This window comes from Xanthomonas hortorum pv. pelargonii (assembly GCF_024499015.1).
GTDB classification, from domain to species: Bacteria; Pseudomonadota; Gammaproteobacteria; order Xanthomonadales; family Xanthomonadaceae; genus Xanthomonas; species Xanthomonas hortorum_B.
In genome coordinates this window covers 518,952-543,323 of sequence record NZ_CP098604.1, presented here as the reverse complement: position 1 = coordinate 543,323, position 24,372 = coordinate 518,952, and the positions used below count along the sequence as shown (strand labels likewise).

The 24,372-nt window shown below is 63.5% G+C and carries 19 protein-coding genes and 3 pseudogenes; 16 read left to right on the top strand and 6 right to left on the bottom strand.

Features of this window, described 5'->3' with window-relative positions; all coding sequences use genetic code 11:
- Positions 1-5 precede the first annotated feature (5 nt).
- On the bottom strand, positions 6-335 hold the full coding sequence (locus NDY25_RS02400; RefSeq protein WP_006451387.1) for an STAS domain-containing protein: 330 nt from the start codon (positions 333-335) through the stop codon (positions 6-8).
- Positions 336-374: 39 nt separating this feature from the next.
- Here NDY25_RS02400 and NDY25_RS02395 point away from each other — a divergent pair, with 39 nt between their 5' ends.
- Positions 375-701 (top strand): hypothetical protein, encoded by a 327-nt coding sequence (locus tag NDY25_RS02395; RefSeq protein WP_168958872.1) that lies wholly within the window; start codon positions 375-377, stop codon positions 699-701.
- A gap of 139 nt (positions 702-840) precedes the next feature.
- Here NDY25_RS02395 and NDY25_RS02390 read toward each other — a convergent pair whose 3' ends face one another.
- Entirely contained in the window at positions 841-972 is a 132-nt protein-coding gene (locus NDY25_RS02390) for a hypothetical protein (RefSeq protein ID WP_256627744.1), read from the bottom strand.
- 318 nt (positions 973-1,290) lie between these two features.
- On the opposite strand from NDY25_RS02390, the pseudogene NDY25_RS02385 reads away from it, so the two are divergent.
- From NDY25_RS02385 to NDY25_RS02355, 7 genes and pseudogenes are all read left to right on the top strand, one after another.
- Positions 1,291-1,641 (top strand): annotated as a pseudogene (locus tag NDY25_RS02385) (SymE family type I addiction module toxin); the annotation flags it as partial.
- Positions 1,642-2,100: 459 nt separating this feature from the next.
- Positions 2,101-2,514, top strand: coding sequence for a hypothetical protein (locus NDY25_RS02380; RefSeq protein ID WP_233366575.1), 414 nt, complete (start codon positions 2,101-2,103; stop codon positions 2,512-2,514).
- 13 nt (positions 2,515-2,527) lie between these two features.
- The gene (locus tag NDY25_RS02375) at positions 2,528-2,695 is read left to right on the top strand and encodes a hypothetical protein (protein ID WP_168958871.1); all 168 of its coding nucleotides are present in this window, start codon (positions 2,528-2,530) and stop codon (positions 2,693-2,695) included.
- Positions 2,696-2,840: 145 nt separating this feature from the next.
- Positions 2,841-3,401 (top strand): hypothetical protein, encoded by a 561-nt coding sequence (locus NDY25_RS02370; protein WP_168958870.1) that lies wholly within the window; start codon positions 2,841-2,843, stop codon positions 3,399-3,401.
- Between the two features lie 13 nt (positions 3,402-3,414).
- Positions 3,415-3,888: pseudogene (locus NDY25_RS23095) on the top strand (hypothetical protein); the annotation flags it as partial.
- Positions 3,889-4,512: 624 nt separating this feature from the next.
- Positions 4,513-7,948 (top strand): annotated as a pseudogene (locus NDY25_RS02360) (coiled-coil domain-containing protein).
- Positions 7,949-7,995: 47 nt separating this feature from the next.
- Positions 7,996-8,625, top strand: a complete 630-nt coding sequence (locus tag NDY25_RS02355; protein WP_233366576.1) for a hypothetical protein — start codon at positions 7,996-7,998, stop codon at positions 8,623-8,625.
- A 203-nt stretch (positions 8,626-8,828) separates the two neighbouring features.
- Here NDY25_RS02355 and mfd read toward each other — a convergent pair whose 3' ends face one another.
- The 4 genes from mfd to NDY25_RS02335 all read right to left on the bottom strand — a co-directional run bounded on the left by mfd (position 8,829) and on the right by NDY25_RS02335 (position 15,272).
- Complete coding sequence (gene mfd / locus NDY25_RS02350) at positions 8,829-12,299, bottom strand: transcription-repair coupling factor (RefSeq protein WP_168958867.1); 3,471 nt, start codon at positions 12,297-12,299, stop codon at positions 8,829-8,831.
- Positions 12,300-12,825: 526 nt separating this feature from the next.
- Positions 12,826-13,368 carry a GNAT family N-acetyltransferase gene (locus tag NDY25_RS02345; protein ID WP_006450344.1) on the bottom strand — a complete coding sequence of 181 codons (543 nt, stop codon included), beginning with the start codon at positions 13,366-13,368 and terminating at the stop codon, positions 12,826-12,828.
- Between the two features lie 193 nt (positions 13,369-13,561).
- The gene (locus tag NDY25_RS02340) at positions 13,562-14,470 is read right to left on the bottom strand and encodes a 23S rRNA (adenine(2030)-N(6))-methyltransferase RlmJ (protein WP_256627743.1); all 909 of its coding nucleotides are present in this window, start codon (positions 14,468-14,470) and stop codon (positions 13,562-13,564) included.
- A 39-nt stretch (positions 14,471-14,509) separates the two neighbouring features.
- Positions 14,510-15,272 (bottom strand): IS5 family transposase gene (locus NDY25_RS02335; RefSeq protein ID WP_256627964.1). Its coding sequence is split into 2 segments (ribosomal slippage): positions 14,510-15,226 and positions 15,228-15,272, totalling 762 coding nucleotides; the frame shifts between segments, so codons are not numbered across the junction.
- Between the two features lie 95 nt (positions 15,273-15,367).
- On the opposite strand from NDY25_RS02335, the gene creB reads away from it, so the two are divergent.
- From creB to gltX, 8 genes are all read left to right on the top strand, one after another.
- Positions 15,368-16,072, top strand: coding sequence for a two-component system response regulator CreB (creB, locus tag NDY25_RS02330; protein WP_176341452.1), 705 nt, complete (start codon positions 15,368-15,370; stop codon positions 16,070-16,072).
- A gap of 45 nt (positions 16,073-16,117) precedes the next feature.
- On the top strand, positions 16,118-17,566 hold the full coding sequence (gene creC, locus NDY25_RS02325) for a two-component system sensor histidine kinase CreC (RefSeq protein WP_168958865.1): 1,449 nt from the start codon (positions 16,118-16,120) through the stop codon (positions 17,564-17,566).
- Between the two features lie 869 nt (positions 17,567-18,435).
- On the top strand, positions 18,436-19,755 hold the full coding sequence (gene creD, locus NDY25_RS02320; RefSeq protein ID WP_168958864.1) for a cell envelope integrity protein CreD: 1,320 nt from the start codon (positions 18,436-18,438) through the stop codon (positions 19,753-19,755).
- A 7-nt stretch (positions 19,756-19,762) separates the two neighbouring features.
- Positions 19,763-20,185 carry a hypothetical protein gene (locus NDY25_RS02315; protein ID WP_168958863.1) on the top strand — a complete coding sequence of 141 codons (423 nt, stop codon included), beginning with the start codon at positions 19,763-19,765 and terminating at the stop codon, positions 20,183-20,185.
- A gap of 43 nt (positions 20,186-20,228) precedes the next feature.
- Complete coding sequence (locus NDY25_RS02310; protein ID WP_168958862.1) at positions 20,229-20,831, top strand: GNAT family N-acetyltransferase; 603 nt, start codon at positions 20,229-20,231, stop codon at positions 20,829-20,831.
- A 58-nt stretch (positions 20,832-20,889) separates the two neighbouring features.
- Positions 20,890-21,774, top strand: coding sequence for a carbon-nitrogen hydrolase family protein (locus tag NDY25_RS02305; RefSeq protein WP_168958861.1), 885 nt, complete (start codon positions 20,890-20,892; stop codon positions 21,772-21,774).
- Positions 21,775-21,795: 21 nt separating this feature from the next.
- Positions 21,796-22,887 (top strand): DUF3616 domain-containing protein, encoded by a 1,092-nt coding sequence (locus NDY25_RS02300; RefSeq protein ID WP_168958860.1) that lies wholly within the window; start codon positions 21,796-21,798, stop codon positions 22,885-22,887.
- Positions 22,888-22,954: 67 nt separating this feature from the next.
- Positions 22,955-24,358 (top strand): glutamate--tRNA ligase, encoded by a 1,404-nt coding sequence (gene gltX / locus NDY25_RS02295; protein ID WP_168958859.1) that lies wholly within the window; start codon positions 22,955-22,957, stop codon positions 24,356-24,358.
- Positions 24,359-24,372 lie beyond the last annotated feature (14 nt).

Genomic DNA, 24,372 nt, shown 5'->3' with positions numbered 1-24,372 from the left:
GTCCGTTAGTGAATGCGTTCGCCGAGGCACGCGACCGCATGCGGGTACAGCGCTTCGAGCAGGCCGAGCAATTCGATCACATCGACCACTGCACGGCTGGAATCGGTGAGCGAAAACGGCCGCCCATCGGCCTGGATCGCCTGCTTGGTGGCCAGCAGCAACTGCAGGCCGGTGGTGTCGATCTCGCTGACCGCAGCAAGGTCCAGATGCAAACCACCCGGATGCAGCAATGCCGGCTGCAAGAGCGGCTTGAGTTCTGCAGCGCGACGGATCGTCATCTCGCCTTCCAGGGCGAGTGTCAGCGGCGCGGGTAGAGCGGACAGTGGCGTGTTCATTGATGCCTCAAGCGATGCGATGGCGCACGGATGCGCGCCATGACGCGGAAGAAGGTCGCTCCGGCGTGGGCTTGCGTGGGCAGCTCTGCACACGGGGACATGCCGGTCTATGCAGGTATCGGCGCGCGGCAGGAATATTTAGGCAAAATTCAGCGCGGTGACGGATTTGAGAAATCCATCACTGCCTGGGCATTAATTGCTCAGGTTTGTCGCAAGCAGTCTCGGGAGTCGAATGTCCCGGACAGTCCTGCAGGACAGATAGCCGCATTTCGGTCGAATTCTTTAATGCGTGCGCTTGCCGAGATTTGCAGCGTCGCTGCAGATAATGCGCATGAAACAAGCGCGTTGCGGCGTGCGTTGGATTAAATGGCGCGATGGGTTTTAGCGAAAATTCCGCATCACGTCCGAGTCGCCTTTATGCCATTGCCATAACGCGCCCGACGCATCCTTGCGTCTTCTATGGTCGAGGTCGTCACACGAAGCAAGCGCAACCAGCGATAGCGGATTATCTCGGCGCCAACATCGTCAACAAGCCACGCGCGGCATTGAAGCGATCCACACCTTCCGGCAGTGGCAGTTTGATGCGCAGCTTGTCCAGGCCGTCCATCGTGTAGATCTTGGGCTGCTTATGGATCACTGCGAACGGTGTGGCTAGCCGACCCGATAGCGCACGCTGAATCTGCTATCTCTTTCAGTTGACAACCCAATCAGTCAGCAGCAAGCTCTACCTCAAGGAGCGTAGAAACTCCCCTAGTAGCGGTACCCACCTCCGTCAAACCGGTGGGTTTTTTGTGCCTGCATTTTTTGCAGGTGCAGCCGACGTGATGCCTGCGTCGGGAGGGCGGCTAATACAACACCCTTCGGGGAAATACGCCCGCCGACTACTAGCGGTTTCTAACCTCCCGACATCTCGCCGCCACGTGGCGGCGGGGCCGTTCATCAAGGAGGATTTGTCATGCGTCAACTGCCGTCCAGCCCCAACAATGCGCGCAAGCGTGTACCACATCAGCCCAAGCGCGACGCGGTCTGGCGCATCGTGGAACCATCGCCACCTCGCATGCTCACAGTCGACGAGGTAGCGGAAGCCGATGCCGCCGATCTTGCACGTCAGCAACGCGCCCCTCGCCGCCCGCGTCCACCGCAGCAGTGCACCATCGGCTATGGCTACTATGCCGCCAGCCAGCAACGCGTGCCGACATTGCGCCTGCGCGGCCGCTGGCTGGAGCAACTGGGCTTTGTCATTGGCAGCAAGCTGGATATCCGCATGCGCGACGGCGAACTGGTGGTGAGCTTGGCCCGTAAGGACTTAGCAGCTTGCTGTGCAGCATCGCCACCCGCGCGATCCCGCAACCGCCCTTCGCCGAGCATGCTCAGGCGGTTGCAAGCATCCAGCAATTGCCGCCCTCGCCGGCGGAAGTGCAGCGCGAGCAGACGTTATATAGCTACCGTGTTGTGGGAACGGAGTTGTAGCCGCCGTGGCGCGAGGTGATCGAGTTGGTGACGCAGCTGTGCGTTGCTTGGACGCAGGAAGAGCCTGCTTTGCTATATTTCGCTGAGTGTGATGTAGCTGGCACCTACTTGCTTCACTCCCGCGCTCTTCGACATGGAGTCTCCCGACATGTTCAACATCCCTAATCTGCATCTGGCAAGAAAAAAGCCAGGCGAGCCTTGGCCGCTGCGGTTCGATAGTTACTCATTCGATGCGCGCTGTTATCACACCTTGCGATGCAGCATCACCTTTGCTCGGTAACAGCATTCTCTCCATGTGGCTGAGCCTTCCGGAGATCCTTACAAGCCGAATTGGAAGGATAACTGGACTGGAAGTTTCGGAAGCACCGAAGAGTTCGAGACGCGCGGCTTTCCATCGACAGTCGATATCCGCTGGACGGCGATGGACGGCGCGGAGCGCTATGTCGAAGTCGATTTCGAGAAAATTTTCCCCGGCCATTTCATCCTGCATAGCGTTGCCAGAGAAGATATCGATGAGTTCTTTTTGGTCTACGGATTTTCTGGAAACGGGCGCAATCACGTTTACATCCTTCTGGAAGTCAACGACCGCACGATCAACGTCTATATGCGGTCCGACATCCTGACCAAACATTTGGTCGATCCAGAACATGATCCGCTCAAGAAGATCAGCCGTGATGAACTGATCCTGGCCTGGAGCAAGACCTACTGAGTGAGCGCTCGACATGGACAAGAAGATTGTTCTGCAGCTGGGCGAAGATGGTCTGCCGCTCGATGACGTGTCGCACTATGCTGCGACGCCGGAGCATCTCCGTAGCTATGAACAAGCGGCCGACGAACTCTATCGGTTCAAGGTGCCGCAGCTACTGGATCATGCCGACCCGCACTCCTAGCGTGATCAGCGGGAGGCGATCGAATTGACGATGCGGTGCATTTCTTGGACGCAGGAAGAGCCTGCTTTGCTATATTTCGCTGAGTGTGCTCTGTCTGATGCCCACCTAACTTACTCCCGCGCCCTTCGACATGGAGTCCCTCCACATGTTCAACATTCCTAATCTGCATCTGGCAAGAAAAAAGCCGGGCGAGCCGTGGCCGCTGCGGTTCGATAGTTATTCGTTTGATCCGCGGTGTTATCACGTTATGCGGTGCAGCATCATCTTTGCGCGGCAGCAGCATTCCAGTTATCTGGACAAGCCCTCTGGTGCGCCCCCCAAGCCGAACTGGAAAGATGACTGGACAGGCGGCTTCGGCAGTACCGAAGAGTTCGAGACGCGCGGGTTTCCATCGACGGTGGATATCCGCTGGACCGCAATGGACGGCGTGGAGCGCTATGTCGAGATCGATTTCGAGACGATCTTTCCAGGCCATTTGATCCTGCACAACGTCCCCAAAGAGGATGTTGATGAATTTTTCTTGGTCTATGGCTACTCGGCAAACGGGCGGCATCACGTTTACATCTTGCTGGAAGTCAACGACCGCACCATCAATGTCTATATGCGGGCCGATGTCCTGACCAAGCACCTGGCGGACCCCGAGCACGATCCGCACATAAAAATCAGCCGTAACGAATTGATCCTGGCCTGGACCAAGACCTACTGAGCGAGCGCTCGATATGGACAAGAAGATCGTTCTGCAGCTGGGTGAAGATGGTCTGCCGCTGGATGACGTGTCGCACTATGCCGCGACGCATGAGCATTTGCGTACGTACAAACAAGCAGCCGACGAACTCTATCGGTTCAAGGTGCCGCAGCTACTGGATCGTGCCGACCCGCACTCCTATCTAATCGTGGGCCTGATGGATGGCACCGGCAATGATGCCGACAAAGATCCGTTGCATGCCACCAATGTCGCCAAATTTCGTCAGCAAGTTAGAGATTTGAAAGACGCTGGCGTGGAACGCATCCGCGTCGAATACATCGAAGGCCCCGGCACCCAGGACGAAGTTCTGGCGCGGACCGTGGACAGTGCAACCGGCCGCACAAGCCTGGCGCGTGCGAACGAAATGTATGAGCGTTTGAAGACACAATCACAGAATATCTTCCAGGCCGATCCCGAGGCCAAGATTGCTTTTCATCTTGAAGGTTTCAGTCGCGGTGCCAGCCAGGTTCCGCTATTGGCCCGCATGATAGACGCACGCGGCATTCCCAATCTGAAGGGCGGCATTCGCGGCATCGGTGAAGACGGGCTACCGCTCTACAACCGCTATCACCAGCCTCCCGGCCTGACCCCGATGAGCGTGGGCCTCTACGACCCGGTACCCACCGGCTATATGGAGCTGTTCGACCGCCGCTTGCCGCCGTCGGTGGTATCGGGCTTTCAGCTCAGCGCTGCGCATGAGCGGCGTGGACTGTTTCCAGTCGATCTGATCCTGCCGCAGGGGGTGTCAGGGGTCGGCCGCTTCTTGCATCTCACCGTGGCCGGTGCGCACTCGGATCTCGCCGGTACTTACTTGCGCGGTGGCATCGGCGTGCGCAGCCTCAACCTGATGACCGACTACCACAACGGCTTGCTAAGCGAGCCATTGCTGCCGCGCATGCACGAGCCGACCGATGCGCGCATGAATGTGATTCACCGCTCGGAAGAGGGCAATGTGCTGTTCCGCAACACGCCGAAGATGGACCGTGCCACGTCCGCTGGGCAGGTGCATCAACTCACCGCCGACTACGCGCGTTATGCGCAACCGGGCGAAGTGGTGCAACTTCCTTCGCATATGCCCGAACCGCTGCACAGCGCATTTGCACCTATGGCACAGACCGCACGGCCAGTGCAACGCAGCGCGCAGCTGGCCGATGCCGCGTTGACAGAGGGCGATGCGCTCACTGCACGCCTGTTGCGCACGCCCGGTGTCGAACTCCGGCCTTACCCACCACCCATGCTCGACCGCCCCGGCTTCAAAGCCGCCGGGGCGCTGGGCGTAGCCACCACGCTCTACGAAGCGACACAGTCCGGCGAGAAAATCGCCACGTTGCTCTCGCAAAATAATCCGCTGGCCGCACGCTCGGAACTTGCACATTTTGCCGGCCGCAATGTCGGCGGCTGGGCCGGCGGCACGGCCGCTGCGTATGCGTTGGGTGCCTCCGGTGCTGGCCCAATGGCGCTGATCGCGGCCGATGCGTACTTCATGAGCAAGGCCGGCGAGAAGGCGGCCGATCTGCTCGACAACCGCGCCATTTACCAGCAGACCGACCGCCAGGGTGTGCAGTGGGCGTTCAACGGCACCGCGTGGTCGCGCGATGGAATGGCTGATGCCACGAACGATGGCAGCGAAAATCCCAATTCCACACGGATCACCGCCAGCTACGAAAAAGCCCGCGAACTGAATTACCAGGCCACCAATGCAGCGGCGGAACTGGCGTTGCGCGACGCACCTTCGCCGCAGAATCCCTATCGCCTTCCTGCGAGCGACACCGACACCCCGAGCCTGAGCGCCGCCGACTGGATGCGCGATGCATCGGATGGCCAATGGCATCGCCAGATCAAGACCGGCATCGCGGGCGCAAACGATCGCGGCGTCTACGTGCAGGAAACCGCGGCGCCTGCGCGTGCGGCAGAACTGGATGCGCAAGCCGAGGCGGTGATCGCCCGCAACATCGCCAACAGCCCTGGCGCCATCGCCGCGCGCTATGAACTGGCCCATCACCGCAGTGGCTGGGCTGCCGATGGTCTTCCGCTCTCCGACGCGATGCAGCAGGCCTTGCCGAATCCAGACGCACTGAACGCCTCGGATGGCCAGCAGTATCGCCGCGATGCCGACGGCCGTTGGGCGGGCGAGGGCGGCGCTGCGACAGGCAATTTGGCGCGGGAACTGGATACCACCCGTGCGATCCTGCAACCGGCCTTGGCCGAGCATGCGCAGGCGGTTGCATCCATCCAGCAATCGCCGCCATCGCCACAGGACGTGCAGCGCGAGCAGACGTTGTACCGCTACCGTCTCGTTGGAACGGAGTTGCAGCCGCAGTGGCGTGAGGCGATCGAGTTGGCGACCCAGCGCACGCGCGAAACAGCGGGGCTCTCCGGCGATGGCGCGATGCAATTGCAGCGCGGGCCAGGCGGCGTGTTCGGGGCCGACAGCCCGATTGCCCATTTTCAGCGTGGGCCCGATGGCGTGGATCGCATTGCTGCCGTTACCAGCAGTGAAGATATCCGTCAGGCACTGAGCGAAGTGCAAGCGCAAAGGCAAGCGCGTTCCTCCTCTGCCGATGTGCTTGCTCAGCGACCGACATCCACAACGCAAGCAGCCGAGGGATCGGCCGACAGCGACACGTCGAGCTCCAACGCATCTGCCAGCCCGCAGCTGGTGATGGATATGCAGGTGCGGATGCAGGCAGCCAGCGCCGCACAAGCGCGTCAGGAACGCGCACAGCAGGAACGCCAGGCGCAGGAGCAGCAGGCTGCGCAGGTGCGCGAGCACACGTTGCAAGCGCAGTCCGTACATGAAGAGCGTGGGCGCGCCGCACAGGCGCTGCAAGCCCACGCAACGCTTGCGCATCAGGGCCAGGTGCTGCAGCAACGGGAGCAAGAGGAAAAACAAGCACAGCAAGCACAACACACCCAACAGCGTGAGCAGCAACGGCAGGCGCAGGACACACAACAGATCCAACAAGAACAGCGTCAGGTTCAGCAGCGCGAAACCCAGACACATCAGGCGCAGGATGCCCAGCAACACGAGCAAGAACAGAAACAAGCGCAGAACGCTCAACGGCATGAACAACAGCCGCTTCATGGCCCGAAGGCGCTGCAAGGCGAGCAGGCGCAATCGCTTCAGGCACAACACGCGCAGCAGCGCGAGCTGCCGTCCATCCATACGCAGAGTGTTCAAGAGCGCGAGCAGCATCAGGCCCGGGACGTACAGCAGTACCAGCCATCGCAGTTACAAACGCAGGATATTCACGCGCGCGAACAGCAGCAGCGTCAGGTCCAGACTGAGCTCGCCCAAACCACGCCAGAGCAGCAGGCCCAGCGCGGGCAATTGCATACGATCGATATCGCTCCGCAACAGGCGCAAGGCCCGCAAACGCTAGAGTCAGGCACACAAGAAGCCACGCAACTGTCGCAGCAGACCACCGCGAGTGCGCATGCATCGCCAGCATATCCGCAGCAGGATGCGGGTGCGCATACCGGTCAAGAGCTGCCGACGATGCAAGCCTCGGCTGCGCATCATGAAGCGTTGGCGCAGCTGACAGAAGAGCAAGCGCACGCGCATCTTGGTCAGATGACGAACGCGCTGCCTGCTCCGTCGCTCGCTACATCGATCGTTGTAGAACGCAGCGACGAGCAACAGCAACAGACGCCGCTGCCTTACGTGCTGGAAGCGCCCAATGCCCCAGCAGCGTTGCCATCGTTTGCACACCTTGCACAAGCGGCAGCGCCATCCCTGGCCACGCCGACGGCTGACCGTTCTACCGAGATGCCCGAGGGTGTGGCCGATGCGCGGCAGTCGCCTTCCGTGTCCCAAGCAGCTGAGCAAGATCTTCTTGCCACACCTGTGCTTGCGGATCCAGACTCCTGGGAGGAAATAACGCGCACCATGCATGCGCTCCGCATCCAGATCGAACAGGATCTCGAAACAGAAACCCGCGTCGCAGAAGCGCGGCAAGCGCGCGTGGAGCGCGGTGAGCAGCCGTTTACCGAGCTGGAATTACGTAATGGGTACGATCCCGATGGCCCCTCCGCGCTCAGACGGCCAGCCCCCGCGCCAGCGGACGCCGTGCCGCAACGCTATGCTTTTGCTGCCGGTGCGCAAGCGGTTGGCGAGCAGGACGATCGGCCACCGCCTACGCGCAAGAACATCACCGGCGATCCCGATGTGGATGATCTGCTGTACGCCCTCGATTCCAAGAACGATCTTGCGATCGAACAGGCATTGAGCCGGGTCGCCAACAGCGCGTATAGCAATGCCCTCGCACAGCAGGGCCACGAACATCTGGAAGCCAAGGCATTGCAAGAGGCACAGGAACAGGTGACCACGCGCCAGGCATTGGGCATGGACGTCTCAACAGAGGTACAGACCAGCCGTGGCCCGGTGATGGTGATGACGCTGCCACAGTTTGCCAATGCACCGGCGATGCAAAACGGCCCGCAAGGTGACGGAGGTGGTGGTGGGCGACGGTGGTGGTGGAGGAGGGGGCGGTGGAGGCGGCGGGTAGCTGGAAGACCATGCACACAGTGTAATTTTCAGGGGAATATTATGGACATGAAGAACACCTCGGCGCTGCCTGAAGCCAACCAGCTGGACCATGCGACGCGAGAATCAATCAAGGCCATGGCAGGACTGATCGCGGTGCTGCAACAGCGAGAACAGTCCTTGGAAGATCTCGTGCGGCAACAACTGCAGCTGCTACAGAGCGCGGTCAATAACGCCGATCAACGCGTCAATCGCGTGGTGGAGAACGCGCTCCCCCGGCTGACGCAATTGACCAATCAGGCGTTGACGCAGGCGCTGGAACCGGCGGTGGAGCGATTCAACAAGAAGATGGTCGATGCAGACCAGACGCTCCACCACGCCACCTACCGCTATACGCAAGCACAGCAGTCTCTGGAAACAACAGCCACGCGACGCATGTGGATCGGATTCGCTGCGATGATCGTTGGGGCGATCATGTGCGTGGGCGCGGCTGGTTACGCTGTCAAAGGCGCAACGCCGATTCTGGCCGAAGCCAAACAGCGTCGTGCAGAGATCGACTATCTGGATCGTGTGACCCGCGCCAACCTCGTTGCCTGCGGCGAAGACAGGCTATGCGCCGAGTTCGAGAAGAAAGGGCCGCGATACGGTGATCGCGGTCAGTATCGTGAGATCACGCTGCGCAAATCCACGTTGCAATAAATGCCCGCAAACGTCTCCGATTCCGATGAGGTCCGATCTATCTGCATCCGGATTGTTTCGTCGATATCGTGCCTGAGTACTTAGATACGGGTCGCGTACTTTTCGTCATCAGCCAGCGCTTGCGCGATGACCGAGGCGAGTGGGCCCTCAAGCGTTCTCGCCGACCCGCATACACCGGCCTGTTTACAGACATCGCCTCGGCGTCATCTCGGCGCCAGCATCGTCAACAAGCCACGCGCGGCGTTGAAACGATCCACGCCGTCCGGTAGCGGCAGCTTGATGCGCAGCTTGTCCGGGCCGTCCATGGTGTAGATCTTGGGCTGCTTCTGGATCATCTGGATCACCGCGACCGGGTCGATCGACGGCTTGGCTTCGAACACCAGACGGCCGCCGTTTTCGCCCAGATCCAGCTTGCGCACACCCAGCGCATTGGCCTGCAGCTTGAGCTCGGCAATGGCGAACAGATGCTTGACCGGATCCGGCAACAGGCCGAAGCGGTCGATCATTTCCACCTGCAATTCGCGCAGGGCATCGCTGTTGCGCGCACTGGAGATGCGCTTGTACAGCGTCAGCCGGGTGTGCACATCGGGCAGATAATCTGCGGGAATCAACGAGGCCACATGCAGCTCGACCTCGGCACCGCGCACTTCGTCGCCTGCATCCAGATCCGGCAGATTGCCCTGGCGAATACTGCGCACCGCGCGTTCCAGCAGCTCGGTGTAGAGGCTGAAGCCGACCTCGGCCATCTGCCCGCTCTGGTCTTCGCCCAGCAGCTCGCCGGCGCCGCGGATTTCCAGATCGTGCGTCGCCAACGTGAAGCCGGCGCCGAGCTCGTCCATCGAGGCGATCGCTTCCAGACGCTTTTCGGCATCGGCGGTGATCGAGCGCCGGTCCGGCACCACCAGATACGCGTAAGCGCGGTGATGCGAACGACCGACGCGGCCGCGCAACTGATGCAACTGGGCCAGGCCGAAGCGGTCGGCGCGGTTGATGATGATGGTGTTGGCGTTGGGAATGTCGATGCCCGATTCGATGATCGTGGTCGACAGCAACACATTGAAGCGCTGCTTCTGGAAATCCAGCATCACCCGTTCCAGCTCGCGCTCGGGCATCTGCCCATGCGCGATGCCGATGCGCGCCTCCGGTACCAACTCGGACAACTCGCGCTGCATGCGCACGATGCTTTCCACATCGTTGTGCAGGAAATACAGCTGCCCGCCGCGACTGAGCTCACGCTGGAAGGCCTCGCGCAGCAGCGCGTTGTCCCAGGCGGTGATGAAGGTCTGCACGGCGAGCCGGTTCGGCGGCGGAGTGGCGATGATCGATAGATCGCGCAAGCCGGCCATGGCCATGTTGAGCGTGCGCGGAATCGGCGTGGCAGTGAGCGTGAGCAGATGCACGTTGGCGCGCATCGCCTTGAGCGCTTCCTTCTGCCGCACACCGAAGCGCTGTTCTTCGTCAACGACGACCAGGCCCAGATCCTTGAACTTCACGTCTGGCTGCAGCAGGCGGTGCGTGCCGATGATGACGTCGATATCGCCGCTGGCGACCTTCTCCAACTCGGCCTTGATTTCCTTGGTGCTCTTGAAGCGCGACAGCACTTCCACCTTCATCGGGTAATCGGCGAAGCGGTCGCGAAAATTGCGGTAATGCTGCTCGGCCAGCAGCGTGGTCGGCACCAGCACGGCGACCTGTTTACCGGCGCTGGCCGCAGCGAACGCGGCGCGCACCGCAACCTCGGTCTTGCCGAAACCCACGTCGCCGCAGACCACGCGGTCCATCGGCTGGCTGCTGCCCAGATCGCGCAACGTGGCATCGATGGCGGCCAACTGATCGGGCGTCTCTTCGAACGGAAAGCCGGCCGCGAACGGCTCGTACATCGCGCGGTCCACCTGCAAGGCCAGACCGGCACGCGCGCGTCGGCGCGCCTGGATTTCCAGCAACTCGGCCGCCACGTCGCGGACCTTTTCGGCCGCCTTGCGCTTGGCCTTGGTCCATTGCTCGCCGCCCAGCGAGTGCAGCGGCGCGGTCTCGGCCGAGGCGCCCGAATAGCGGCTGATCAGATGCAGCTGCGCCACCGGCACATACAGCCGGTCGCCCTTGGCGTATTCGATTTCCAGGAACTCGCCGGGCATGCCACCGGCATCGAGCACGATCAGCCCGCGGTAGCGGCCCACACCGTGGTCTTCGTGCACGATCGGCGCGCCTTCAGACAGCTCGCCCAGATCGCGGATGATCGCTTCCGGCTCGCGGCCCACACGTCGCGTGCGACGCGGCTGGTTGGCCCGCTCGGGAAACAGCTGGCGCTCGGTCAGCACCGCAATCTGCGGGTTATCCAGCGCAAAGCCGTCTTCCAACGGCGCCACGGTAATGCCGAAGCGCAGCTTGGGTGCGGCCAGGAAGGCGGGCAGGTCGGCGACGACCTCCGGCTTCAACTGCGCGGCGGCCAGCACTTCCATCAAGGCTTCGCGGCGGCCGGCCGAATCGGACGCTACCAGCACGCGGCCCGGGTAATGGCTCAGGAACGAGGCCAGGGCCTGGCCGGCCGGGGCGTCCTTTGCCGCCACCGGCAGCGGCGGCAACGGTTGGTCGCCGAGTGCGGCGGCCTCGTCGATGCGCGGGTGATCGCTGGCCCAGACTTCGATACGTGCCAGCTTGTTGAGCCGCTCGCGCAGTGCATCCGGCGATTGATACAACTCTTCCGGCGTCAGCAGCGGGCGTTCCACATCGTGACGGCGTTGCTCATAGCGGTCCTGCGCCTGCGCCCAGAACGTATCGGCCGCGTTGGACACGCCAGTGGCAATCAACGGCAGCGTGCGCTTGTCCAGATAATCGAACAAGGTGGCAGTCTTGCTGAAGAACATCGGCAGGTAATACTCGACCCCCGACGGCGCCAGGCCCGATTTCAGATCCTGATACAGCGCGCTGCGCCGGGTATCCACGTCGAAGCGCTCGCGCAGGCAAGCCAGCACGCGTTCGATGCTGGCATCGTCCATCGGTACTTCGCGGCCGGGCAGCAATTTGACGGCATCGACCTTGTCCAGCGAGCGCTGCGATTCCGGGTCGAAGGCGCGGATCGAGTCGATATCCTCGTCCAGCAGCTCTACGCGCAACGGCGTGGCTTCGCCCATCGGAAACACGTCCAGCAAGCCGCCACGCACCGCGAAATCGCCCGGGTCCATCACCTGCGGCACGTTGCGGTAGCCGGCGCTTTCCAGGCGGCGTTTTTCCGCATCCAGATCCAGCCGCTGCCCGACCTTGAGATCGAAGCTGCCGCCGACGATATAGCTCAGCGGCGCCAATTGCTGCATCAGCGTCTGCACCGGCACGATCACCACGCCACGGGTCAGTGTGGGCAAACGGTGCAGCGCAGCTAAACGCTGGCTGATGATTTCCGGGTGCGGGCTGAACTGGTCGTAGGGCAGGGTTTCCCAATCGGGAAACGGCACCACCGGCAGCGTGGCGTGTTCGCCGAGCAGGGCATGCAGATCCGATTCGATCTGGTGCGCACTCTGGTTATCGCGTGCGATCACCAGCAGCGGGCCGGCATGCGCCTCGGCGGCGCGCGCGATCGACCAGGCCAGCGCAGTCGGAGAAGACGGGGCGCGCCAATAGGCACGAAGCTGGCCGGACTTGGGCAGCGGCGGAGAGGGGAAGGTGGTTGGCGACGGCATCAGCCCGCAATTTTACCAGAGCGCCCGCTGCGACCGGTCCATCCGGTGTGAAACCCGGCGTCTGGCCACCTGCGCAGAAGGGCGCTGCAGGGTCTAGCGTTACGTACCGCCTTTCTGGCACCCGGCAAACCTTGGCAAGCACCCCGTGGTGCAAGATGCAGTCGGAGGCGTAGGTCAAAAGCCCGGTTGGTCGAGCGCGCGGTGCCCTCACCGCTCGCGGGACACGCCGCAAGTACGTCCATGTAGGCTCGGTGGCGGCATCCATGCCGCCACACGGTCCCGCAATCGGTGAGGGCACCGCACCAGAAAGTTTGCTGGCTGCTTTGTTAAAAACCATACGTACCGACCATCTCGACTGGTCCTTGCCCGCCCACCGTCGCGGGACCTTACGCGGCATGGATGCCGCGTAAGAGCTTACACGGACGTACTTGCAGCGTGTCCCGCGATGGTGGGCGGGCAAGGGCCTTGCAACCAAGCCACAGATCACCCGCTTTAGGCAGAATCCCGAATCCCGAATCCCGGCGAATCAGGCATCCAGCTCCAACACCATGCGCACCAGCTCCGGCGAATCCGGATGCGGCTGCGGCTTGAAGCCCAGCGACTCGGCCAACTGCAGCATCGGCACGTTGCTTTGCAGCACATCGCCGAACAGGCAGTCGAGATACTTGCGCCGCGCCCACTTGACCAGCTTGCGCATCAGCTGCCGTCCCAGGCCCTGGCCGGCGACGAAGCTGCTGACCAGGATGGTGTACTCGGCCTGGCGGGTGCCCGGCACCAGCGCTGCGCGCGCGACTGCGCCAACCAGCGCCTCGCCCGGCGGCAACTGCTCGGCGGCGACCAGTACGATTTCGCTCTTGGGATTGGGATGGGTCAGGCGCTGGACCATCTCCGGGGTGATTTCGGCGGAGGAGCGCACGAAGCGCTCGCGGATTTCCTCCGGTCCCAACAGGCTGAAAGCCCCCTGCAGCGGCGGACCGTCCTCAGGACGGATCGGTCGGAGCAGAAGGGTGCGGCCATTGGGCAGACTGAAGTTTTCATGCCAGGGAGGCATGCGATTGCGAATGGCCATGACCGGTGTTCCTTGAAGATCGGAAGATTCTGGCACCAGCCCAGCGCACAACCGTGAATGAATCCGGTGCGCCGCTGGGGGCCGTTTGGAGGGTGGCAGTGCTTCCCACATTACTGTACCGAGCGATACCGTGATCCAGTCGTGAGTATGCAGCTGCGTTTGCCGAGGCGAAGGCACGCCCGGCCCTGATGACTCAGGCGTCCTGGCGCAGCCATTCCAGCCGGGTCGAGGCACCGGCCTCGCCGAGGTGCTTCTTCAGCACCGGCAGCGCGGGTGCCAGCACCTGGTCGAACTGCCACGGCGCATTGACGATCAGCAGCCCGCTGCCGGTCAGGCGCAGCGGCGAGTCGTCCGGGCGCACCTGCAGCTCGGCCACCAGCACCGACTTGGCCGGCAGCGTGGCCGCCTTGCGCATGAACGGCTGCAGGCTGCGGCGCAGTTTGATCGGGTACCACACCATGCACATCGCCTGCGGCCAGCGCGCCAGGGTCTCGCGCACGCTGTGGATGACTTGCGGGTACTCGGCCTCTTGCGACTCGTACGGCGGGTCGATCAGCACCAGCCCGCGGCCGATCTTGGTCTCGCCCGCGCGCGGCGGCACGAAGGCGCGAATCGCTTCACAGCCATCGCCGGCATGCACGCGCACGCGGCTGTCCTTGGCGAACAGGCGCTTGAGCGCCTCGGCCTCTTCCGGCTGCAACTCGCAGAACGCCATGCGGTCCTGCTCGCGTAGCGCTTGTGCGGCCAGCAACGGCGAGCCGGGGTAGTGGTTGATCTGGATGCCGGCAGTGGGCCGCGCCGGTTTCTGGCCGGGTGTGGACGGGCGGGCGACGGTCTGGTTGTCGGCCTGCACCGCGCGCAGATAGCGCTCGACCACCTCGGGCAGGGTCGACTCGGCCATCAGCCGCATCACCCCGGCATCGGCCTCGTTGGTCTTGCGGCTCTCTTCGCCACCGAGCTGGTAGCGCCCGCGCCCGGCGTGGGTATCGAGCACGAAGAACGGTGTGTCCTTGCGCTTGAGGGTGTCGATCAGCGCCAGCAAGGCGATGTGCTTGAGCACGTCGGCATGGTTGCCGGCATGGAAGGCGTGGCGATAGTTCATCGCAGCAGTTTAGAGGGTGTTGCGCCGTTTTAGGGCCTGTTAACACATCCGAAGCCCATCAACGACTAGGACGAAGCTGAGGAATCCAAGGAACATGACATCCAGCTTCTCGAAGCGCGAGAAAATCCGGCGGTAGCCTTTCAAGCGACGGAACAGTCTCTCCACTTCGTTACGCCGCTTGTACATCTCCCGGTTGTATTCCCAAGGCTCGACCCGATTGGATTTCGGCGGGACCACCGGCACGAAGCCAAGATCGAGCGCCAACTGGCGTGTTTCGTTGCCTTCGTAAGCACGGTCCATCAACAAATGAATCGGCCGCTCCACTGGCCCCAGGTGTTCAAGCAACGCGCGGCCTGCAGGTGCGTCATGCACGTTGCCAGGCGTCAATCCAAAGGTGATGGCTGTTCGAGCATCTGCGGCAACCATATGAATCTTGGTGTTCCATCCACCGCGAGACTTGCCGACGGCCTGCGGGCCGTTTTTTAATGCACCCGTGCCATCGGGATGGACCTTGACGCTGGTGGAGTCCAGCGAGACTGCTTCGATCTTGATGCGCACGATCTGGGACTTCTGCAATTGGGCGAACATCCGGTCCAGCACACCCGCCTTGGCCCAACGGTTCATGCGTGTGTAGACCGTATGCCAGTTGCCAAAGCGCTTGGGTAGGCCGCGCCATTTGCAGCCATGCTCGGCAACGTAAAGGATGGCGTTGACCACTTGCAGGTTGGTCATGCTGACATTGCCGCGCTGCGCCGGCGAGGCAGTGTTCGATCAGAGAAAATTGTGCTGGCGTGATCTCCATGCCCAATAGTTTAATCGCTCGGGCCATTAGTGTTAACAGGCCCTAGATCAGTCGCGTTGCACGCGGTGCCCTGCAGGCCGCGCCAGCATGCGGCTATGCTGCGCGCCATGTCCGAGTCCCCCGCCCGCGTGCTCGTCGTCGAAGACGAAGCCGCCATTGCCGATACCGTGCTGTACGCGCTGCGCAGCGAAGGCTATGCGCCCGAGCATTGCCTGCTGGGTCGCGATGCATTGGCGCGGCTGCGCGCCGACCCGGCCGATGTGGTGGTGCTGGACGTGGGCCTGCCGGACATCAACGGTTTCGAGGTGTGCCGCACGCTGCGCAGTTTCAGCGACGTGCCGGTGATCTTTCTGACCGCGCGCAACGACGAGATCGACCGCGTGCTCGGCTTCGAGCTGGGCGCCGACGACTACATGGCCAAGCCGTTCTCTCCGCGCGAGCTGGTGGCGCGGGTGCGTGCGCGGCTGCGGCGTCGCGCGGTGGCCGCAGTGGTCGAAGCGGGCTGGCAGCCGCATGGCGCGTTTGCGATCGATCGCGAGGGCAGCCGCATCCGCTACGGCGAGGCGTTGCTGCCGCTGACCCGCTACGAGTACGCGCTGCTGTCGGCATTGTTGCAGCGCCCCGGCGCGATCCTGAGCCGCGCGCAGCTGATGGACCGCGGCTGGGATGCCAGCGCCGACAGTGCCGACCGCACTGTCGATACTCACATCAAGACGCTGCGCGGCAAGCTGCGCCAGGCCGGCGTGCCGGCCGACCCGATCCGCACCCACCGTGGCCTTGGCTACGCGCTGGAGCTGTAGGCATGGCCGAGCGCATGCGTCGCGTTCTTATCGTCGGGGTCTGACATGCGGCTCGGTCTCAAGCTGTTCCTGGGCTTCTTCCTGATTGTCGGGCTGGCCGCATTCTTCGTGATGCGGGTGTTCGTCAACGAGGTCAAACCGGGCGTGCGCCAGGCGATGGAATCCACCCTGGTGGATGCGGCCAATGTGCTGGCGGAAATGGCCAGCGGCGAATTGGCCGGCGGCACCATCGCCACCGGCAGCTTTGCGCGCAATGTGGCGCAGGCGCAGCAGCGCGATCCCAAGGCCAGGGTATGGCGGTTCCGTAAGAACGACGTGGCGTACCGCGTCACCGTGACAGATGCGCGCGGCGTGGTCGTCTTCGATTCGCTGGGCCGCGATGTGGGCCGCGACAACTCGCGCTGGAACGATGTCTATCGCACCTTGCGCGGCGAATATGGCGCGCGTTCCAGCCCCGAGGTCGATGGCGACCCGACCGCCACGGTGATGCATGTGGCCGCGCCGATCTATGCACCCAACGATGCAGGCAAATTGATCGGCGTGCTGACGCTGGCGCAGCCCAATCGCAGCATCGACCCGTTTATCGAGGCCAGCCAGCGCAACATTTTGCAGCGCGGGGCCTGGTTGATCGGCATTTCCGCATTGATCGGCATCTTGATGACATGGTGGCTGATGCGCGGCATCGGCCGGCTCAACCGCTACGCCCAGGCGGTGAGCGCGGGCATTCCGGTGCCGCCGCCCAAACCGCGCGGCGATGAAATCGGCGATCTGGGCCAGGCGCTGGAAAGCATGCGTCGCAAGCTGGAGGGCAAGGCCTACGTGGAGCAGTACGTGCAGTCGCTGACGCACGAGATGAAGAGCCCGCTGGCGGCAATCCGCGGTGCGTCCGAACTGTTGAGCGAGCCACTGCCGGAAGCCGATCGCCAGCACTTCGTGGCCAGCATTCGTGCGCAGGAGCTGCGGCTGACCGAGACCATCGACAAGCTGCTGGCACTGGCCGAGGTGGAGCAGCACGGTTGGTTGCAAAAGCGCGAGCGCATCGCGGTGGCTGGCTTGCTGCATGCAGCAGTGGATGCGGTTCTGCCACGCGCGACAGCGGCCGGCGTGCGGGTGGAGATCGATGTCGCATCTGATGCAGCGCGCGAGCACTACGTGCTCGGCGACGGGTTTCTGCTGCGCCAGGCGCTGATCAATCTGCTGGAAAACGCAGTCGCGTTTTCGCCGGAAGGCAGCACCGTGCAATTGCGTACGCAGTTGCACGATGGAAAATTGCAGGTGTCGGTGCAAGACCGTGGTAGCGGCGTGCCGGACTACGCAGTGGAACGGGTATTCGAGCGTTTCTACTCGTTGGCCCGCCCGCAGACCGGGCAACGCAGTTCCGGGCTCGGCTTGCCGTTCGTGCGGGAAGTTGCGCGCCTGCACGGCGGCGAAGTAGCGCTGGGCAACCGCGAGGGCGGCGGCGCGATGGCGACGTTGCGGCTGCCGGCTGGCTGACGCACCAAGAGCGGCTAACAAAACTACTTCACGCCAGCCTACTGCAGGCCAGCTGATCTGCTGGCGGCTGGGCGGCTTGCCAGCTGATCTGCTGCCTGGCTGCAGGGCCCTTGCCCGCCCACCATCGCAGGACACGCTGCAAGTACGTCCTTGTAAGCTCTTACGCGGCATCCATGCCGCGTAAGGTCCCGCGACGGTGGGCGGGCAAGGACCAGTGGAGATGGTCGGTGCGCATGGTTGCAAGCAAGGTATACACGCGTTGTCTGGATAACCGTGCATCCGATCAGCTTCGCAACGCAACGAGATCAACAGGCAGGCTTTCAACAAAGCAGCCGACTCACTTTCTGGAGCGGTGAGGACACCGCGCCCTCGATGCCGCGGGTTTGCTGCAGGGCCCTTGCCCGCCCACCATCGCGGGACACGCTGCAAGTACGTCCTTGTAAGCTCTTACGCGGCATCCATGCCGCGTAAGGTCCCGCGACGGTGGGCAGGCAAGGACCAGTCGAGATGGTCGGTGGTCATGGCTTTCAACAAAGCATCCAGCAAACTGGCTGGCGCCGTGTCCTGTTCTCAATAAAGCAATCAGCAACCTGTCTGGTGCGGTGTCCTCGCCGATTGCGGGACCGTGTGGCGGCATGGATGCCGCCACCGAGCCCCCAGGGATGGGTTCACGGCGTGTCCCGCGAGCGGCGAGGGCACCGCGCCCTCGACCCAGGCGAGCGCTTGCCAGTTTTTGTTAGCCCCTCTAATTGCAGCAAGGCACGACGATTCGCCAGCTGATCGCCCACTTCACATTCGCTTCAAATTCGCCTCAAACCCTCCACACCGGCACATCGCACCCTGGCCACCTCCAAGAATGAGGATGGCCGATGAAATCCCTGAAACTGTTGTTGCGGTTCGCCACCATCGGCGGGCTGATCCTGCTGTTGCTGATTCCGTTGCTGTTGATCCGCGGCGCCGTGCAGGACCGCGCCCGCTACCGCGACGAGGCGGTGGAGCGGGTAGCGCAGAGCAAGGCCGGCGAGCAGCAGTTCATCGCGCCGGTGCGGGTGCTGCCGTATACCGAGGACGTGCAGGTCACCGAGCCGGACGAGCAGGGCAACCAGCGTAAGGTGTGGCGCAAGCGCGAAGGCGCGCTGCTGCAGACCCCGCGCAGCCTGAAACTCAGCGGCGAGATGGTGCCCTCGGTGCGCGAAGTGGGCCTGTATCGGGTGCAGGTGTATTCCTGGAAAGCGACCCTGCATGCCGAATACGCGCCGTTTGACTACGTCGCCGCGCCGACCCGCGTGTATGGCCAGCCGCACCTGGCGGTGGGCATTTCCGATGTGCGCGGGCTGGTGGGCACACCGCGCCTGCAGGTGGATGGACGCACGCTGGCACTGGAAAGCGGCGCAGGCGCATTGGCCGATCGCTCGGCAGGGATCCATGCCCAACTGAGCCCGCTGGCCGACCCGGTCGCCGGCCGCCTGCAGGACGGTAACGTGGTGGACATGCAGTTCGTGCTGGACGGCACGCGCCGGCTTGCCATCGCACCGATCGCCGACAATAACGAGATCGCCTTGCGCTCCAGCTGGCAACACCCGTCCTTCGGCGGCCGCTTCCTGCCGAACGCGCCGAGCATCGGGCCGAAGGGCTTCGATGCCAGCTGGTCACTGTCGTCGCTGGCCACCGGTGCGCAGACGCAGTTGCAGTCCAGCCAATCGTCGTTGGATACGCTGGAAGTGCGCCTGGTCGACCCGGTGGACGTGTATACCCAGGCCGACCGCGCCAGCAAGTACGGCATCCTGTTCGTGGTGCTGACGTTTGTGGCGTTCGTGTTGTTCGAGTTGATCAAGCGCTTGCCGATCCATCCCTTGCAGTATCTGCTGGTGGGTCTGGCGTTGGCGATCTTCTTCCTGCTGCTGTTGAGCCTTTCCGAGCACATCGCGTTCTGGCAGGCGTATCTGGTGTCGGCCGCGGCGTGTATCGGTTTGCAGTTCTTCTATCTGTCCGGGGTGTTGCGCAGCTGGGCGCGCGCGGCGGGGTTCTCGGTGATGCTCACCGCGTTGTATGGCGTGCTCTACAGCCTGCTGGTCTCCGAAGACAACGCGCTGTTGATGGGATCGTTGCTGCTGTTCGGCATCCTGGCCAGCATCATGTGGGTCACCCGCAAGCTCGATTGGTACGAGCTTGGCAACAGCCTGCGCTGAGGCCGGCATGCTCGCTCACGCACAGGTACACCGGCGGGCGCAGCGTTTGCTGCCCGCCGGGATCGACACGGTGGCGCTGCTTCCCGCAGCGCCACTGCAGCGCTGGGAATGTTCGCCGTTGTCGGCGTTGCCGCTCGGCCGTGAGGGGCGCGGCGGCGTGATCGGCCTGCGCCTGCATGCAGCCACTGCTCAGGCGCTGCGCACGGGCGGAGCCGGTTTTTTGCGGGCGGCGCAGCAGCACAAAGCGCGGCCTGGCACGGCGCCGACGCACAGCTACGGGCCATGGCAGCGGTTGAACAACGGCAGCTATTGGACGCGCAGTACCGATGCACTGCTCGGAGTGCTGCTGGCCGCCGAAGAAGCGGCGGTGTGGCTGCTATGGCAGCAACCCGATGCGGCGGGTCCGGGCAACGGCCGTTGGCTGCGGTGAGGCTCGATGTGGAAGGCGGGTCAGGCTCGCTTACCATGCAGGCATGACTGGTTCCTCCCTGATCGTCGAAACGGTGCGCGGCACGGACGTGTTGCCGCATCTGGATGCGGTGGCGCAGCTGCGCATCGCGGTGTTCCGGGCATGGCCGTATCTGTACGAGGGGGATGCCGATTACGAACGCGGTTATCTGGCTGCGTATGCGGCCTCGCCGGATAGCGTGTTCGTGCTGGCACGCGATGGCGATGCGGTGGTCGGTGCCTCTACCGGTTTGCCGTTGCTCGACGACAGCGAGGCCTTCCACTTGCCATTTCGCGTGGCCGGCATCGACCCGGCCAGCGTGTTTTATTTCGGCGAATCGGTGTTGCTGCCGGCGTATCGCGGGCAGGGGATCGGTCACGCATTTTTCGACCAACGCGAGGCGCATGCACGCGCGCTGGGCCGATTTGCGCTCACTGCGTTTTGCTCGGTGGAACGTGCAGAAGACGATCCGCGCAAACCGGCCGACTACCGGCCCAACGATGTGTTCTGGCGCAAGCGCGGCTATGCGCCGCAACCGCAGATGCGCGTGCAGTTGGCATGGGCGGAGTTGCAACACGGCGAGATCGACCACAGCTTGAGCGTGTGGACGCGTGCGGTGTCGTCATGATTGCCAACGAGCGCCTCGCCACGTCGCACCTTCCGATCAATCGCAACAAGGCCACCAGATGAAAATCGCCGTCGCCAAATACCCGATCGGCAAACCCGCCGATTTCGCTGCGTTCGCCGCGCGTCAATCCGCGTTGGTGAGTGAGGCCGCCGCTGCCGGCGCACGTGTGTTGGTACTGCCGGAATATCTGGCGCTGGAGTTGGGCGCAACCTTCGGCACGCAGGTTTCTGCCGGTTTGCCGGAGTCGCTGGCGGCGATCCAGGCGCTGCGTGCGCCGTGGCTGGAGCTGTTTGCCGGATTGGCGCGCCAGCATCAGGTACATCTGATTGCCGGCAGTTTTCTGCTGGACCTGGGCCAGGGCCGCTACCGCAATCGCAGCGACTGGTTTACTCCCGAGGGCCGGCACGGCTGGCAGGACAAACTGCAGCTCACCGGCTTCGAAAAGGCCACCGGGTTGATCGATCCCGGCGATGCGCTGAAGGTGTTCGAGCTGGATGGCGTGCGCGCGGCGATCGCGATCTGCTACGACAGCGAATTTCCGCTGCCGGTGCGTGCGCAATACGAAGCAGGTGCGCGGCTGTTGATCGTGCCCAGCTGCACCGACACCGCCGCCGGCGCGATGCGGGTGCGCATCGGCTGCCTGGCGCGCGCGCTGGAAAATCGTGTGTTCGTCGCGCAATCGGTCACCGCCGGCGATGCGCCGTGGAGCCCGGCGCTGGACGTCAATACCGGCGAAGCGGCGGTGTTCGCGCCGATGGATGTCGGCTTCCCGGCCGATGGCGTGCTGGCACAAACGCACGGCGATGCGGTGTGGGCCTATGCGGAGCTGGACTTCGACGCCTTCGAAGCCAGCCGCGCGCACGCGCAGGTCGCCAACGACCGCGATTGGCACGGGCAGTTGGCCGCTCACGTGGCGCGTGCCAAGCTGGCCGCGTTCGACTGACCCACCACCCACCAGGTTCCCATGGCCAAGAAAATCCTGATTCCGCACAGCGTCCGGCTCGAATTCGCGCCCGGCGCGTTGGTGCACAGCAATCTGTCCGGCGCGGCCTTCACCGACGACTGGCTGTGGGTGGCCGGCGACGAAGCCTGCGCGGTGGATCGGCTGCGCAAGCTCGATCCCGTGCAGCGCGAGACGCTGCGCTTCGGCCAAGGGCAGAGCTTTGCGCTGGCCGATTTGCTGGGTCTGCCGGGCGAGGCGGCCGAGGAGGCGGATCTGGAAGGCATGGCGCTGTCGGATGGATTTCTGTGGGTGATCGGCTCGCATGGCCTCAAGCGCAAAAATGCCAAACGCAGCCGCGACGATGCCGAAAACGCCAAGCGCCTGACCAAGCTCAAACTCGATGCCAACCGCCGCCTGCTGGCCTGTCTGCCGATCGAACGCGATGCCGACGGCACCCCGCGACTGGTGCGCGAAGCCGCCGACGGCCGTCGCGCGCTGCGACTCAAGGGCGATGCCAAACACAACCAGCTCACCGACCTGCTGGCCGAAGACCCGCATTTCGGCCCGTTTCTGAAGATCCCGGGCAAGGACAACGGCTTCGATATCGAAGGCATCGTGGTGGACGGCCAACGGCTGCTGCTGGGCCTGCGTGGGCCGGTGCTGCGCGGCTGGTCGGCAATGCTGGAGATTCGGGTCGAAGCGCATGGCGACCATCTGCGCCTGGCGCCGCTGGACGAAGACGGCACGCTGTTGCGCAAGCACTTCCTGCAACTGGGCGGGCTGGGCATCCGCGACCTGCATTATTCCGGCGACGATCTGTACCTGTTGGCCGGGCCGACCATGGTGCTGAACGGCGAAATCCGCCTGTTCAAATGGCCGGACGCGCGCGCAGCGCTGGCCGCCAACCAGGCACCGGTGCGCTTTCAGCACGACCTGCTGGAATCGGCGGTGCTGCCGCATGGCACCGACAGCGACCGTGCCGAGGCGATCTGCAACCTTCCCAAACACCTGGCCGGCAACACGCCCAGTTGGCTAGTGCTGTACGACGCACCAGGCCCGGCGCGCAGCGGTGGCGATTGCGTGGTTTACGGCGACCTGCTGCGCAACCGCTGAGCCGCAAGCGGGCAGGTCTGCGCTGCGCAAGGTAAAATCGGCCGACACCCGTTTTGCCGAGCGCTCCATGACCTGCCGCACCCGTTTTGCTCCCAGCCCCACCGGTTACCTGCACATCGGCGGCGCCCGTACCGCCCTGTATTGCTGGCTGGAGGCACGCCACCGCGGCGGGCAGTTCGTGCTGCGCATCGAAGACACCGACCGTGAGCGCAGCACCCAGGAGGCGATCGACGCCATCCTGGAGGCGATGGAATGGCTGGGCCTGGGCTACGACGAAGGCCCGATCTACCAGACCCAGCGCGTGGCCCGCTATCAGGAGGTCGCCGAGCAGCTGCTGGCGCGGGGCAAGGCATATTACGCCTACGAAACCCGCGCCGAGCTCGACGCCATGCGCGAGGTCGCGATGGCCAAGCAGGAAAAACCGCGCTACAACGGCGCCGCCCGCGAGCAGAACTTGCCGTACCGCGACGACCCCAACCGAGTCATCCGCTTCAAGAATCCCATCGGCGGCACGGTGGTGTTCGACGACCTGATCAAGGGCGTCATCGAGATCGCCAACAGCGAGCTCGACGACATGGTGATCTTCCGCCCGGACGGCTTTCCCACCTACAACTTCGCGGTGGTGGTGGACGACTGGGACATGGGCATCACCGAGGTGATCCGCGGCGACGACCACATCAACAACACCCCGCGCCAGATCAACATCTATGAAGCATTGGGCGCGCCGGTGCCCAAGTTCGCGCACATGCCGATGATCCTGGACGAGCAGGGCGCCAAGCTGTCCAAGCGCACCGGCGCGGCCGACGTGATGCAGTACAGGGATGCCGGCTATCTGCCGCATGCGTTGATCAATTATCTTGCGCGTCTGGGCTGGTCGCACGGCGACCAGGAGTTGTTCACCCAGCAGGAATTGCTCGACCTGTTCGACGTCAAGGACGTCAATTCCAAGGCTGCGCGGCTGGACATGGCCAAGCTGGGCTGGGTCAATCAGCATTACCTCAAAACCGACGACCCGGCCAGCATCGCCCCGCAGCTGGAATACCAGCTGGCCAAGCTCGGCATCGATGTCGCTGCCGGCCCGGCCGCCGCCGATGTGGTGGTGGCATTGCGCGAGCGCGTGCAGACCTTGAAGGAAATGGCCGAAAAAGCCGTGGTCTGGTACCAGCCGCTGGAAACCTATGACGAAGCTGCGGTGATCAAGCACCTGAAGCTAGGCGCCGAAGTGCCGCTGGGCAAGGCGCGCGAACTGCTGGCCGGCGTCAGCGAATGGAGTGTGGAAAGTGTCTCGGCCGCGCTGCACGATGCGGCCGCCGCGCTGGAACTGGGCATGGGCAAGGTCGCCCAGCCCCTGCGCGTGGCCATCACCGGCACCCAGGTCAGCCCGGACATTTCGCAGACGGTGTACCTGGCCGGACGTGAGGGCGCCTTGAAACGCATCGATGCGGCACTCATCAAGATAGGAGCGGGCTGACCGCCGGAGCCTGT